The sequence below is a fragment of the Sinomonas atrocyanea genome (genome assembly GCF_030812675.1).
Lineage (GTDB): Bacteria > Actinomycetota > Actinomycetes > Actinomycetales > Micrococcaceae > Sinomonas > Sinomonas atrocyanea_B.
The window spans coordinates 38231-51375 of sequence record NZ_JAUSTE010000004.1; the positions used below are offsets into that span (position 1 = coordinate 38231).

13 protein-coding genes are annotated in these 13145 nt (G+C 73.0%); 2 read left to right on the forward strand and 11 right to left on the reverse strand.

What is annotated here, in order from left to right; genetic code table 11:
• Positions 1-142: 142 nt before the first annotated feature.
• Complete coding sequence (gene infC, locus J2W20_RS07695; protein WP_307005895.1) at positions 143-1285, reverse strand: translation initiation factor IF-3; 1143 nt, start codon at positions 1283-1285, stop codon at positions 143-145.
• Positions 1286-1607: 322 nt separating this feature from the next.
• Between infC and J2W20_RS07700 the strand changes: the two genes are divergently transcribed.
• Complete coding sequence (locus J2W20_RS07700; RefSeq protein ID WP_373457975.1) at positions 1608-2024, forward strand: DUF1844 domain-containing protein; 417 nt, start codon at positions 1608-1610, stop codon at positions 2022-2024.
• Positions 2025-2048: 24 nt separating this feature from the next.
• On the opposite strand, the gene J2W20_RS07705 is transcribed toward J2W20_RS07700, so the two are convergent.
• The 8 genes from J2W20_RS07705 to J2W20_RS07740 all read right to left on the reverse strand — a co-directional run bounded on the left by J2W20_RS07705 (position 2049) and on the right by J2W20_RS07740 (position 8245).
• Positions 2049-3359, reverse strand: a complete 1311-nt coding sequence (locus tag J2W20_RS07705; protein ID WP_307005896.1) for an MFS transporter — start codon at positions 3357-3359, stop codon at positions 2049-2051.
• Positions 3360-3404: 45 nt separating this feature from the next.
• Positions 3405-4295, reverse strand: coding sequence for an SseB family protein (locus J2W20_RS07710; RefSeq protein ID WP_307005897.1), 891 nt, complete (start codon positions 4293-4295; stop codon positions 3405-3407).
• Positions 4296-5036: a bifunctional 1-(5-phosphoribosyl)-5-((5-phosphoribosylamino)methylideneamino)imidazole-4-carboxamide isomerase/phosphoribosylanthranilate isomerase PriA gene (priA, locus tag J2W20_RS07715; RefSeq protein ID WP_307005898.1), complete on the reverse strand. Its 741-nt coding sequence runs from the start codon at positions 5034-5036 to the stop codon at positions 4296-4298.
• 30 nt (positions 5037-5066) lie between these two features.
• Complete coding sequence (locus tag J2W20_RS07720; protein ID WP_307006137.1) at positions 5067-5216, reverse strand: hypothetical protein; 150 nt, start codon at positions 5214-5216, stop codon at positions 5067-5069.
• Between the two features lie 12 nt (positions 5217-5228).
• A complete protein-coding gene (gene hisH, locus J2W20_RS07725; RefSeq protein ID WP_307006124.1) occupies positions 5229-5900 on the reverse strand; it encodes an imidazole glycerol phosphate synthase subunit HisH in 672 nt (223 codons plus the stop codon).
• Between the two features lie 83 nt (positions 5901-5983).
• Complete coding sequence (hisB, locus tag J2W20_RS07730; protein WP_307005899.1) at positions 5984-6616, reverse strand: imidazoleglycerol-phosphate dehydratase HisB; 633 nt, start codon at positions 6614-6616, stop codon at positions 5984-5986.
• Positions 6617-6662: 46 nt separating this feature from the next.
• On the reverse strand, positions 6663-7784 hold the full coding sequence (locus J2W20_RS07735) for a histidinol-phosphate transaminase (RefSeq protein WP_307005900.1): 1122 nt from the start codon (positions 7782-7784) through the stop codon (positions 6663-6665).
• An 89-nt stretch (positions 7785-7873) separates the two neighbouring features.
• On the reverse strand, positions 7874-8245 hold the full coding sequence (locus tag J2W20_RS07740; RefSeq protein WP_307005901.1) for a LysM peptidoglycan-binding domain-containing protein: 372 nt from the start codon (positions 8243-8245) through the stop codon (positions 7874-7876).
• Positions 8246-8604: 359 nt separating this feature from the next.
• On the opposite strand from J2W20_RS07740, the gene lexA reads away from it, so the two are divergent.
• Positions 8605-9312: a transcriptional repressor LexA gene (gene lexA, locus J2W20_RS07745; RefSeq protein ID WP_307005902.1), complete on the forward strand. Its 708-nt coding sequence runs from the start codon at positions 8605-8607 to the stop codon at positions 9310-9312.
• An 8-nt stretch (positions 9313-9320) separates the two neighbouring features.
• Here the strand turns inward: lexA and J2W20_RS07750 are convergent, their stop codons facing one another.
• Entirely contained in the window at positions 9321-11405 is a 2085-nt protein-coding gene (locus J2W20_RS07750; RefSeq protein WP_307005903.1) for an ATP-dependent DNA helicase, read from the reverse strand.
• Entirely contained in the window at positions 11398-12999 is a 1602-nt protein-coding gene (gene hflX, locus J2W20_RS07755) for a GTPase HflX (protein WP_307005904.1), read from the reverse strand. Before hflX ends, J2W20_RS07750 begins: the two co-directional genes overlap by 8 nt.
• Positions 13000-13145: the final 146 nt, after the last annotated feature.

Genomic DNA, 13145 nt, shown 5'->3' on the forward strand with positions numbered 1-13145 from the left:
CACGGGGCCGCGGATTTCGTTGGCGGCCTGCTCGCGCAGGCCGACTCGTTGCGTGCCGCCCGCGGGCGCTGGGCCCGCGGCGGCGGACTCGGCGGGCAGCCCGCTCGCCAGAGGCGAGCGGCCCGGCCCGGCCGGGTCTGGTCTAGTTGCCTCGGCGGCCGGACGGCCGGGGCGCCGTCGGCTTCGGGGCAGACGGCTTGGGCGCCGCCGACGACGGGCGGGGCGCACCCGGCTTCGGGACCGACGGCTTGGGTGCTGCCACCGGCTTGGGCGCCGCCGCCGGCCGCGGTGCGGACTGGGCCGGCTTCGGGGCGGCCTCAGCTGCCGGCTTCGGGGCGGCCTCAGCTGCCGGCTTCGGCGCGGCCGGCTGCTTGGGGGCAGCGGCCTTCGGAGCCTCAGCCTGGGGCGCAGCGGCCTTCGGAGCCTCAGCCTCGGGGGCAGCGGCCTTCGGAGCCTGCACCTTGGGCGCCTCCTCGGCCACCGGAGCCTCAGCCTTGGGAGCCTCCTCGGCCTCCGGCGCCTCGGTGGGCTCGGCTGCCGGGACGACGGATTCCTCCGGGGCCTCGGCCGTGGCCGCCTCCGGCTCGGCGTTCTCGCGGGCCTGGGCGGCCTGGAGGAACTCGGCCGGAATGGCATCGCCCAGCGACTGGGTCAGCGGCGCCTGCCCGGCCGTGACCGATGCGGACTTCGCCTCCTCTGCCTTGGCCTTGTCGGCGGCGCGCTGCGCCGCACGGCGGGCCTCCGCCTTCGCCTCCGCCTTGTTCTTCAGGGGGCCGATCACCATGACCATGTTGCGGCCATCGATGCGCGGCGTCGACTCGATCGAACCGACCTCGGCGACGTCCTCCGCGAACCGCTGGAGCAGACGGATGCCCATCTCGGGGCGCTGCTGCTCACGGCCACGGAACTGGATCATGGCCTTGACCTTGTCGCCGGCGCCGAGGAAGCGGAGCGCGTGGCCCTTCTTCGTCTCGTAGTCGTGCTTGTCGATCTTGAGGCGGAACCGGATCTCCTTCAGAACGGTGTTCGTCTGGTTCTTCCGCGCCTCGCGTGCCTTGACCGCGGCCTCGTACTTGTACTTGCCGAAGTCCATCAGCTTGCATACCGGTGGCTTGGCCTGGGGCGCCACCTCGACGAGGTCGAGGTCTGACTCCGTAGCCAGTCGCAGCGCATCTTCGATGCGTACGATGCCCACCTGCTCGCCCGCAGGGCCTACGAGGCGAACCTCGGGAACGCGGATTCGCTCATTGATGCGTGGATCGCTAATGTTCAAGCTCCTGTACATGTGACGGAAGTGCCCCGGCAACAAGGAAGGCCCCCGATTGCCGGTGCAATCGGAGGCCTCGGATGGCGCCCTCCCCGTCGGGGCGAGCCTTCTCGGCCCGGCGTGATGCCGGACCGGCCAACCTGGTACCCGGCAGCTTTCCGGCCGTGAGGCCCGGACGCCGACAGGTGGGAGGTGATCTCCGCTTGCAAACTGTCAGTCAAGTATACAGGGTAGGCGCACAAAAACCCTCACCAGCGCCCCACGGAGGGGTCTGGCCGGGTTTCCGAGCGGCTCGCGCGTGAATAACGACATCCAGTCGGTCTGTGCCAAGCTTATCAGCATGAGCAGCACCAGCCCCAACGCCCCCATGCCCTCCGACGGCGCCCACCGCCACAGCTTCGACACGGCCCCCTCCGGCACCCCGGACGTCGACGCCCAGGTTCGCGACATCGCCGAGGTCGCGGCTGTGGAGGTCATCACGACCACGGCGGTCCACCTCATGAGCGCTGCCGCGGTCAAGTGCGGACTGGCCGACGGCGCAGACGCCGCGGAGCTCAAGGACCTCGACGAGGCCCGCAAGGTCATCACGGCGCTCGCCGGCCTCGTGACCGCCGCCGCCCCCGAGATCGGCTCGCAGCACGCCGGGCCGTTGCGGGACGGCCTCCGATCCCTCCAGCTCGCCTTCCGCGAGGCGTCCGTGATCCAGGACGAGCCCGGCAAGGGCCCGGGCGAGAAGTACACCGGCCCCGTCAACTGACCGCGGCGCGCCCGTCCGGGTGATTCAGCCGACCGACTGCGGCGAGCGGCGTCGTCGTGCATTCTGCGCGACGATGCCGCCCACGCACAGGAGCGTGCCGGCGACCCCGATGCCCACGAACCCGGACCACGGCCCGACGGCGTCGATCAGGGTGCCGGTCAGGGGCGAGCCCAGCGCCGTCCCCGCCGTGAGCGCGGAGCCGTACCAGCCCATCGCCTCCCCACGGCGGCGCTCCGGGACGAGCTCGGCGACGCGCTCCGACGCTGCGGACAGGGTGGGCGCGCACAGGAGTCCGGGCAGCACCGAGAGCAGGCTCAGGGTCACGGTGTCGTGCGCGAGGCCCATCGGGATGGTCAGCACGCTCATGGCCGTGAGCAGGACCAGCGGGGAGACCGGGCGGTGCATCGCGCCGTAGAGCAGTCCGCCCACGAGCGAGGCGAAGCACCAGAAGAAGAACACCACGCCGAGCTCGCCCCCCTGGCCGTGCTCGCGCAGGATCGCCACGATGCCCACGTCGGTGCCGGAGAGGACCATGCCGGCGCCGGCGGCGACGGCCATGACGACGATGACAGCGACACCGGCCCAGGCCGGGCCGCCCCGGGCGCGCCCGAGGAGGCGCCGGAGGCCGGAGGCGCCGTCCGCCTGCCCGGCGGCGACCTCGGTCGGGGCCGGCGACTCCGCCGACTCCGGTCCGGAGGCCACCTCGACGAGCTCGGGATCGTCGGCTCCGGCGCCGGGCACCGCTCCGGGCTGCCCCGTGCGCGTGGGCGGGTTGAACCACAGCAGGGACAGGCCTGCCAGCGCGGCCGAGGCCCCGACCCCCGTGAGCCCCCAGACGGTGGAGACGTTGACGGCGACGAAGGCGGCCAGCGCGGGGCCGACCATGAAGGTGACCTCGGTGCAGATCGAGTCCAGGGCGAAGGCAGTGCGGCGCTGCCCCGCGTGGGTCATGACGCCGAGGGACTGGCGCACCACAGAGAAGATGGGGAGGGCGAAGAGCCCGCCGACGAGGGCGGCGACGAGCAGCCCCGGGTAGTCCAGGTGGGGGGCGACGCCCCAGACGACGGCCTCGGCGACGATCGAGGGGACGAGCGCGGTCCGCAGCCCGGCTGTGTCGACCCGACGGCCCCGCCAGGGTGCGCCGAGGGCAATCCCGATGGTCAGCACCGCGGCGACGGCGCCCGCGGCCGCATAGCCGAGGCCGAGGGTCTGGACGACGTGGAGGGTCAGGAGCACGCCGGCCGCCGAGTGCGGCAGCCGGGCGACCATCGCCACGAGCAGCAGGCGCCGGACCTCTTTCCGGCGCCACAGGTGCCCGTACTGGGCGAAGTCCATGGGTTCCTCTTCCGTGCGCACCGCCCGGCGGTGGCAGGGCGGAACTCAGCCGTCCGCAGCGCGGAGCTTGACCTCGATGGAGTCGACGGCTTCCGCGAAGCGCGCGCTGGCGGCGAGCCTGCCGTTCAGCTCTGACACCGTCTCACGCACCGCCTCCGCTGGCAAACCCGGGGCGAGGGAGACGGTAAGGCGGAGCTCGGGGCCGGGTCCGCCGCCCGCCACGACGCGCCCCGCCGCGTCCCGCGACGCCACCCCTGCGCCCGGGGAGATCGCGATCCCCCGCACCGGGGTGAGCCCTTCGGCGGCCTTCCCGACCTCGTCCACGAGGTCCGGGTCGGCGTAGGAGGGGGTCCACTCCTTCTGCTGCGCGAGCGCCCAGACCGCGGGGCGCCGCAGCACGAGGGTGAAGTCCGCGCCCGGGTCGAGGACCAGCAGCTCGGCCCCCTCCGAGACTGCGGAGAGCGCCGCACGGGGCGCGAAGACGGCGACCGGGCGCGCGTCCCGGTGCCACGCCTCGAGGCGTTCGACCGAGGTGAAGACCGGCAGCGCCTTGCGGCCGTCGGGGGCGGCGACGGTCACGAGGGCCATGTCCGCCTCCTTGTCCTCGGCGAAGCCGTGCTCCCCGAGCCCTCCCTCGGCGAGGCTCGCCACGACGGCGACGAACACGCGCGCCGAGGCGAGGGCGCGATGGACGCCGTCCTCGCCGCCGGTGCCTGCAACGAGGTCGGCGACCGCGGCGGCCACGGCGGGGTCGGGCCGGCCGTCGTCGGTGTCGAACCGGTGGAGGGGGTTGCCGTCGCCGCTCAGGTCACGCCCTTCCCAGGGCTGGCCGGCGGAGTCGGCTCCGCTTCCCGCGCGGGCCAGGGCCGCGGCGATGTGGCCGGGTAGGTGACGTCCCGGCGCCGGCGACCGGCCGTCGTCGTGCGTCCGGGCCATTCAGCGCCGCCCGGCGACGTCGAGCGCCTCCGGCAGCGTGAACTGGCCGGAATACAGCGCCTTGCCCACGATCGCACCCTCGACGCCGAGGGGCACGAGGCCGCGCAGGGCGCGCAGGTCGTCCAGGCTGGAGATGCCGCCGGAGGCGACGACGGGCTTGTCCGTGCGGGCGCACATCTGCTGCAGGAGCTGCACGTTCGGTCCGCGGAGCGTGCCGTCTTTGGTGACGTCGGTGACCACGTAGCGGGCGCAGCCGGCGTCCTCGAGCTGCGCGAGCACCTCCCAGAGGTCCCCGCCCTCCTTGGTCCAGCCGCGGCCGGCGAGGGTCGTGCCGCGCACATCGAGGCCGACGGCGATCCGCTCGCCGTGGCGGGCGATCGCCTTGGCGGTCCACTCGGGGTCCTCGATCGCCGCCGTGCCCAGGTTCACCCGGGCCACCCCCAGCTCCAGGGCCGCCTCGAGGGAGGCGTCGTCGCGCAGGCCGCCCGAGAGTTCGACCTTGAGCGAGAGGCCGCGCACGACCTCCGCGATGAGCGCGCGGTTGTCGCCGCGGCCGAAGGCGGCGTCGAGGTCCACGAGGTGGACCCATTCGGCGCCGGCGTCCTGCCACGCGTGGGCCGCGTCCAGCGGCGAGCCGTAGCCGGTCTCGCTGCCGGCCTCGCCCTGGACGAGCCGGACGGCCTGGCCGTCGACGATGTCGACGGCGGGCAGCAGTTCGAGGATGGGGGCCTCGTCGGTCATGGTGTCTCCCTCAGTGTCGTCTCGGCCGGCTCACGAGGCCGGCAGGGTCAGCAGGTACGCCGCCACGAGGGCGGCCGCGGCGAGCGCCCCGAAGGCGATCCAGGTCCAGTTCGGCAGGCCCTGGCGGCGGAACGAGACGGCGCCGCCCACGAGCAGCCCCGCGAGGCCGAACAGCAGCACGGACCACATGCGTCAGGACGCTCCGGCGGCAGGCTTGGCGAGCGACTCGACCCAGTTGCGCAGGAGCCGGGCCCCGGCATCGCCCGACTTCTCGGGGTGGAACTGGGTGGCGCACAGTGGGCCGTTCTCGACGGCGGCGATGAACGGCGCGCCGTGCTCGCTCCAGGTCACGAGAGGGGGCGCCATGCGCGGCTGGGCGACCTCGAAGTCCCACTTCTGCACCCCGTAGGAGTGCACGAAGTAGAAGCGCTCGTCCTCGACCCCCGCGAACAGCGTGGAGCCCTCGGGGACCTTGACGGTGTTCCAGCCCATGTGCGGCACCACCTCGGCGGGCAGCAGCTCGACGGTGCCGGGCCATTCGCCGAGGCCCTCGGCCTCGACGCCGTGCTCGATGCCGCGCTCGAACATGATCTGCAGGCCGACGCAGATGGCCAGGACGGGCCGTCCCCCGGCGACGCGGCGGCCGATGATGCGCAGGCCGTCGACCGCGGCGAGCTCCTTCATGACGGTGGCGAAGGCCCCGACCCCGGGCACGACGAGGCCGTCCGCGGCGAGCGCGTCCTCGGCCTTGGCGCTCAGCGTCACGGCGGCACCGGCGCGCTCCAGGGCGCGGACCGCCGAGCGCACGTTCCCGGACCCGTAGTCGAGCACGACGACGGTGGGGCGCCCCTGCGGGTCCGGCACCTTCTCCGCCGCGTGCCGCGGATCGACGACGACAGCGCCCGGGGTGCCCTCGGGGGCCGGGGGCAGCGCGTCGGGCGCGGCGGTCACAGGGCCCCCTTCGTGGACGGGATGGCGTCGCCGATGCGCGGGTCAGGCTCGACCGCCGCGCGCAGCGCACGGGCGAAGGCCTTGAACTGGGCCTCGACGATGTGGTGCGGGTCTCGGCCCGCGAGGACGTTCATGTGCAGGCAGATGCCGGCGTGCAGCGTGATGGCCTCGAACACGTGCCGCGTGAGCGAGCCGGTGAAGTGGCCGCCGATGAGGTGGTACTCCTGCCCAGCAGGCTCGCCGCCGTGGACGAGGTAGGGCCGTCCCGAGACGTCGACGACAGCGTGCGCGAGCGCTTCGTCGAGCGGCACCGAGGCCTCGCCGAAGCGGCGGATGCCGGCCTTGTTCCCGAGCGCCTGCTTGAGGACCTCGCCGAACGTGATCGCGATGTCCTCGACCGTGTGGTGCACGTCGATGTGGGTGTCCCCGGTCGCCTTCACGGTCAGGTCGATCAGCGAGTGCTTCGACAGCGCCGTGAGCATGTGGTCGTAGAACGGGACGCTGCTGGAGATCTCGGAGCGGCCGGTGCCGTCGAGGTTGACCTCGACGAGGACCGAGGACTCGCTCGTCGTGCGCTCCATCCGCGCGGTCCGCTGGGTCACGGGCGCGGTCTGCAGCTCGGTACTCATGGGTGTGTGTCCTTCGATCAGGCGTCTGCGGGGGTGCTTCTCTATTCTAGGCGGCGGGCAGGCGCCCGTCCGCGGCGAGGAGCTCCTCGAGGCGGGTGAGGAACGCAGTCGTCTCCCGCTCGGTGCCCGCGGTGACCCGGAGGCTGCCGGGGATCCCGACGTCGCGCACGATCACGCCGGCCTCGAGCAGCCCGTGCCAGATCTTCTGCGGGTCGTCGAGCCCGGTGAAGAAGACGAAGTTCGAGTCCGAGGACGCTGGGGTGAGACCCATCCGCTCGAGCTCCTTCACGATGCGGTCCCGCTGGTGCTTGATCTCCTCGACCTCTGCCATGAGGGAGGCGCGGTGCTCGAGCGCAGCGAGCGCCGTGGCCTGGGTGACGGCCGAGAGGTGGTACGGCAGCCGGACGAGGCGCAGGGCGTCGATGACCTCGGGCGCCGCGGCGAGGTAGCCGAGCCGGGCTCCGGCGAGGGCGAAGGCCTTGCTCATGGTGCGGGTGACGATCAGGCGGGGGCAGCCCGGCAGGAGCGCGAGCGCGCTGTCCGTGCCGAGCTGCGCGAACTCGGCGTATGCCTCGTCGACGATCACGATCGCCTGGCTCGCCTCGCCGGCCTCGTACACGGCCTCGACGACGTCGAGCCCGAGCGCCGTCCCGGTCGGATTGTTCGGCGAGCACAGGAAGACCACGTTGGGCGCGAGGTCGCGCACCTGGCGGGCTGCCGAGGCCGCCGTGAGCTCGAAGTCGTCCTCGCGGGTGCCCTTCAGATACGCGGTGCCCGTGCCGGCGGCGAGCAGCGGGTACATCGAGTAGGTGGGAGGGAAGCCGAGCGCCGAACGTCCCGGGCCGCCGAAGGCCTGGAGGATCTGCTGCAGCACCTCGTTCGAGCCGTTGGCGGCCCAGAGCTGCTCCGGGGCGAGGCCGTGGCCGAGGTACTCGGCGAGCGACTCGCGCAGCCGGGTGAACTCACGGTCGGGGTACCGGTTCAGGCCCCCTACGACCCCCCGGACGGCCTCGACGATGGCCTCCTGGACATCCTGCGGAACCCCGTGGGTGTTCTCGTTGACGTTGAGCTGGATGGGGACGTCGATCTGCGGCGCGCCGTACGGATGCTGTCCGCGGAGATCGTCGCGGAGGGGGAGCCGGTTGAGTCGTTGAAGCTGGTCGTCCACCGCTCCAGCCTACGCCAGCGCCCTAGGCCGGCCCCATTCGGGGGCGGCCCGACGGGGCGTCCGTGACGCTCCCGTCGGAGCGGGCGCGGCTACCGCAGGACCGGAACCAGGATCTGCTCGCCGGGGAGCACCCGGACGCCCGTCAGCCCGTTGAGGTCCTGGATCTGGCTGATGGTGACGCGGGGGTCCTGGTTCGGCACGCGCCGCGCCGCAATAGTCCACAGGGACTCCCCCGGCTGCACCGTCACCGTCACGGCACCACCGGGGCCGGTGAGGGGCTGGGCGGAGGCCTGGGCGGGCGCCGTGAGCGCCGCCCACGCGACGAGCACCGCCAGGGTCGCGAGGAAGAGCGGGATGACGACGAGGACGAGGCGCCCCCGCCGCGTCAGGCGCAGTGCCGGACGAGGGGCCCGCGCTGCGCGGGGCGCCGGGAGCGTGCCGAGGTGGATCGCGTGTGCCATGGTCTGCCTTCCCCTGCACGATCCGGGCCCCGCCAGCGCGTGGCCTCCGAACCATGTTCTTCGAAGCTCCGACGCAGGGCCAGAGTCCGGATGTGCAGCTTTTTCGAATGCATCTTCGAACTGTTGTGATCCTTCTTAGCACCTGTCGGCGAAGCATGTCCAGACTCGCTCGAACATGTGTTTGAAAGGTGCCCTGAACTGTCCTACGGTGGGAGAAGCACGGGGCACGGGCCCGAACATCGGTCCGGCTGCTCCCTCCGAAGGCCATGGATCCATGGTGCGGAGGGGGTCCGACAGTTCTGGTCCCGAGCCGGCACAGGCCGCGGAATCCCGCGGGCGGGCGAAGGGACAGGGACGGCATGGCATCACGGACGAAGGCGGCGAAGGGGCTGACCGCGCGCCAGAAGAGGATCCTCGAGACGATCCAGCGCTCCGTACAGCTCAAGGGGTATCCGCCCTCGATGCGCGAGATCGGCGACACGGTCGGGCTCGCGAGCCTCTCGAGCGTCACCCACCAGCTGTCCCAGCTCGAGAAGCTCGGGTACCTGCGGCGCGACCCCAAGCGGCCGCGCGCCATGGAGGTGCTGATGCCGCTCACGCTCGACGAGGGCGAGCTCAGCGTCAGCGGCGAGGGCGCCGCGGCGCTGCTCGGCGCCGGCGGGGCCACGCTGGAGACGATGGCGTCCGCAGCCGACACGGCCATGGTCCCGCTCGTCGGCCGCATCGCCGCCGGCGGCCCGATCCTGGCGGACCAGGCGGTCGAGGACGTCATGCCGCTCCCCCGCCAGCTCGTGGGCTACGGGGAGCTGTTCATGCTCCGCGTCAAGGGCGACTCGATGATCGACGCGGCGATCTGCGACGGCGACTGGGTCGTGGTCCGGCGGCAGAACAGCGCCGAGAACGGCGACATCGTCGCCGCCCTTCTCGATGACGAGGCCACGGTCAAGACGTTCCGGCAGCGGGACGGGCACACATGGCTCCTGCCGCAGAACACCCGCTACGAGCCCATCCTGGGCGACGAGGCGACCGTCATGGGCAAGGTCGTCTCGGTGCTGCGCTCCGTCTGAGCCCGGCGTCAGCCCGCCTGCGCGAGCCTTCCGAGCGCCTCCAGCACGACCCGCCGGTCGGTGGTCCCCCACAGCGGCGGCAGCGCCCCGCGCAGGAAGGCGCCGTAGCGCTCCGTGGCGAGACGCGAGTCGAGCACGGCGACAACGCCGCGGTCCGCCGTCGTGCGGATGAGCCGACCGGCGCCCTGGGCGAGGCGGACCGCGGCGTGCGTCGCGGAGACGCTCATGAAGCCGTTCCCCCCCGCCTGCGCGACCGCCCGCGAGCGGGCAGACATGAGCGGGTCGTCAGGACGGGGGAACGGGATCCGGTCGATCACGACGAGCCGGCACGACTGGCCGGGGACGTCGACCCCCTGCCACAGGGACATGGTCCCGAACAGGCAGGTGTCCGGCTCGGCCGCGAACTGTTTCACGAGCGCGCTCATGGACGACTCGCCCTGGCACAGGATCGTGGTCTCGAGCCGAGTGCGCAGCTCGTCGGCGGCCTCCTCGGCCGCGCGCCGCGAGGAGAAGAGGCACAGTGCCCCGCCGTGCGAGGCCGCGAGGAGCGCCTCGAGCTCGTCCAGCGCCTCGGGTGAGACGCCGCGGCCGGGCTTGGGGAGGTGCCGGGCGACGTACAGCATGCCCTGCTTCGGGTAGTTGAACGGCGAGCCCACGTCCACGCCGGTCCAGGAGGGCGCCCCCGGGCCGAGGAGGCCGAGGGCGCCCGCCGTGGGCTCGAAGGCGGAGCCGATGGCGAGCGTCGCGCTCGTGAGCACCACGGTGTGCCCGTCGAACAGCCCGTCGCGGAGTCTGCCCCCGATGCTCAGCGGGGCGATGTGGAGCATCGCCGGCGCCTCGTCGTCGGGCGCGGAGTAGCCCGTGACCGGGTCCGGGGCGCCCATGCGGGTGACCCAGACGACCTCGCGGTTGGCCTCGGCATCCAGGAGCCGCTCGCAGACCTCGAGCACCGCCATGAGCCGCGAACGGGCAACCTGGCGGGCTCCGTCAGCGGACTGGGAGTCGCCGGGCTTCGACTCGGAGAGGGCCACCCGGCAGGCGTCCCGGACGAGGGCGACGTTCTGGGACTGCTCCTCGTTCAGGCCTCGCGGGAGGAGGCCGGTGGGCGCCGAGGTCAGGGAGAGCTCGAGCGCGGCCGCAGCGCCCTGGAGCGCCTCGACCGAGATCGCGCAGTGCCGGCGCGCGCTCGAGGCCGCGGCCTGGATCATCTGCCCCGACAGCTGGGCGCTCACGGCGCCGGTGACGCGGTCGGCGAGCTCATGGGCCTCGTCCACGACCACCACGTCGTACTCGGGCAGGACGTTGAGGCCCTCGAAGGCGTTGATGGCGAGCATCGCATGGTTGGTCACCACGAGGTCGGCCTCGGACCCGCGCTGGCGGGCGAGCTCGCTGAAGCACTCGGCGGCGAAGGGGCACTTCTGGGCGCCGAGGCACTCGAGCGCGGTGACGGACACCTGCCGCCACGCGCGGTCGGTAACGCCCGGGACGAGGTCGTCGCGGTCTCCCGTGCCGGTCTCCCCCGCCCACTCGCGCAGCCGCTGCACCTCGCGGCCGAGCTGGGTCGCCGGCCCGGCACCGGGGTGGGCGACCGCGTCCTCGCCGAGGGAGAAGAGCTGGCCCTCGGCCGGCTCGTCGGTCGGGAACCCGCCCTCGAGCTTGTGCCGACAGAGGTAGTTCGAGCGGCCCTTGACGAGGGCGACGTCGACCGGCCGGTCCAGCTGGGGCGTGACCGCCTCGAGGAGCCGTGGCAGGTCGCGGCCCACGATCTGGGCCTGGAGGGCGAGCGTCGCGGTCGCCACGACGGCCGGCCGCTCGCTGGCCTGGGCATGGGCGATCAGCGGCACGAGGTACGCGAGCGACTTGCCGGTGCCGGTGCCGGCCTGGACGAGGAGGTGCTGGCCGTCGGCGATCGCCCGGGCGACCTGGCGGGCCATCTCGTGCTGGCCGTCGCGCTGCTGGCCGCCCATCGCGGCGACCGCGGCGTCCAGCAGGCCGAGGGCCTCGCGTTCCCCTTCCGAGGCGGCGGACGGCGGACTCACGACGGCGGGCGCGCCCCCGCCGTCGTGGGCTGCGGTGTGGACGGGATCAGTCATGGACGACGAACGGCTCGAGCTCGGCCGCGAACTCCTTCCGCACCACGACCTCCACCCGCGTGCCCGCCTCGACGTGCTCGAGCGAGCGGATCTCCGAGCTCGAGGTGTGCAGCCGGTTGAGGATGTCTCCGCGGCTGTAGGGCACCAGGATCGTCAGGGCCACGTCGGGGCGCGGGATCGCGTCGCTGATGGCCTCCTTGAGCTCGGCGATGCCCTGCCCGGTCCGGGCCGAGACGACGACGTGGCGCGGCTCGCGCTGGCGGAGCCGCTCGAGGACGAACGGGTCCGCGGCATCGGCCTTGTTCAGGACGATGATCTCGGGGACCTTCCGGGCATCGACGTCCGCCAGGACCGCACGCACCGCGGCAATCTGCCCCTCGGGATCAGGGTGCGACGCGTCCACGACATGGAGGATCAGGTCGGCGTCCGCGACCTCCTCGAGAGTCGAGCGGAAGGCCTCCACGAGCTGCGTGGGCAGCGAGCGGACGAACCCGACCGTGTCGGCAAGCGTGTACGGCAGGCCGTCCGGCGTCTCGGCCCGGCGCACGGTGGGGTCGAGGGTCGCGAACAGGGCGTTCTGCACGAGCACGCCCGCGTCGGTGAGGCGGTTGAGCAGCGAGGACTTGCCGGCGTTCGTGTAGCCGGCGATCGCCACCGACGGGACCTCGTTGCGCTTGCGGTTGGCCCTCTTGGTCTCGCGGGCGGGCTTCATGCCCGCGATCTCTCGGCGCAGCTTGGCCATGCGTGTGCGGATGCGCCGCCGGTCGAGCTCGATCTTGGTCTCGCCCGGTCCGCGGGAGCCGATGCCGCCGCCCGCGGCGCCGACGCGGCCGCCGGCCTGCCGGGACATCGATTCACCCCAGCCGCGCAGGCGCGGGAGCAGGTATTCGAGCTGGGCCAGCTCGACTTGGGCCTTGCCCTCGCGGCTCTTCGCGTGCTGCGCGAAGATGTCGAGGATGAGCGCGGTCCGGTCGATGACCTTGACCTTGACGATGTCCTCCAGCCCGCGGCGCTGGGACGGGGAGAGTTCCGAGTCCACGACCACCGTGTCGGCGCCCGTCGCTGCGACGATGTCGCGCAGCTCGAGCGCCTTGCCCGAGCCGAGGAACGTCCCCGCATCGGGCTTCTGGCGGCGCTGGACCACGCCGTCGAGCACCTCGGAGCCCGCCGTCTCGGCGAGCGCGGCCAGCTCGCGGAGGGAGTTCTCGGCGTCCTCGAGGGTGCCCTCGGACCAGAGCCCGGCGAGCACGACGCGCTCGAGTCGCAGCTGGCGGTACTCGACCTCGGTGATGTCCTCGAGTTCGGTCGACAGGCCGGCCACGCGCCGCAGGGCGCGCCGCTCGGCGAGGTCCTGCTGGTCGCCGTCGTAGTCGCCGTGCTCGGTCTCGACGTCCGAGATCGCCAGCGCCCGGCCGTCGCCGAGGGCGCCCCGCGATCGCTCGGGGCGCTGCTCGGCGCCCTTGGCCGTCGCGGCCTCCTCCTTCGCGAGGATCCTGTCGATCACCGCCTGGATGTCGGCGGGGCTGAGGTCCTGGGGCGCGTCGCTGCCCCCTGCTGCACGGGAGGAACCCGTGGTGTGCTGTTCGTCGGTCATGGTCTCCTTCGAGGATGCAGTTCCAGAATAGTGCGGGCGCGCGGAGGCGCCACTGCGAGGCGTGGCGGGCTGTGGAGAAGCGCCCTGAGGGTGCTCGGGTAGCACGGTGCTCCTTGGATGTCTCTGTTCGTGGGTCCGGCCGGAAG

Coding starts and splice junctions, on each gene's coding strand:
- infC (WP_307005895.1), bottom strand. CDS start 1,285: ATGTACAGGAGCTTGAACATTAGCGATCCACGCATCAATGAGCGAATC.
- J2W20_RS07700 (WP_373457975.1), top strand. CDS start 1,608: ATGAGCAGCACCAGCCCCAACGCCCCCATGCCCTCCGACGGCGCCCAC.
- J2W20_RS07705 (WP_307005896.1), bottom strand. CDS start 3,359: ATGGACTTCGCCCAGTACGGGCACCTGTGGCGCCGGAAAGAGGTCCGG.
- J2W20_RS07710 (WP_307005897.1), bottom strand. CDS start 4,295: ATGGCCCGGACGCACGACGACGGCCGGTCGCCGGCGCCGGGACGTCAC.
- priA (WP_307005898.1), bottom strand. CDS start 5,036: ATGACCGACGAGGCCCCCATCCTCGAACTGCTGCCCGCCGTCGACATC.
- hisB (WP_307005899.1), bottom strand. CDS start 6,616: ATGAGTACCGAGCTGCAGACCGCGCCCGTGACCCAGCGGACCGCGCGG.
- J2W20_RS07740 (WP_307005901.1), bottom strand. CDS start 8,245: ATGGCACACGCGATCCACCTCGGCACGCTCCCGGCGCCCCGCGCAGCG.
- lexA (WP_307005902.1), top strand. CDS start 8,605: ATGGCATCACGGACGAAGGCGGCGAAGGGGCTGACCGCGCGCCAGAAG.
- J2W20_RS07750 (WP_307005903.1), bottom strand. CDS start 11,405: ATGACTGATCCCGTCCACACCGCAGCCCACGACGGCGGGGGCGCGCCC.
- hflX (WP_307005904.1), bottom strand. CDS start 12,999: ATGACCGACGAACAGCACACCACGGGTTCCTCCCGTGCAGCAGGGGGC.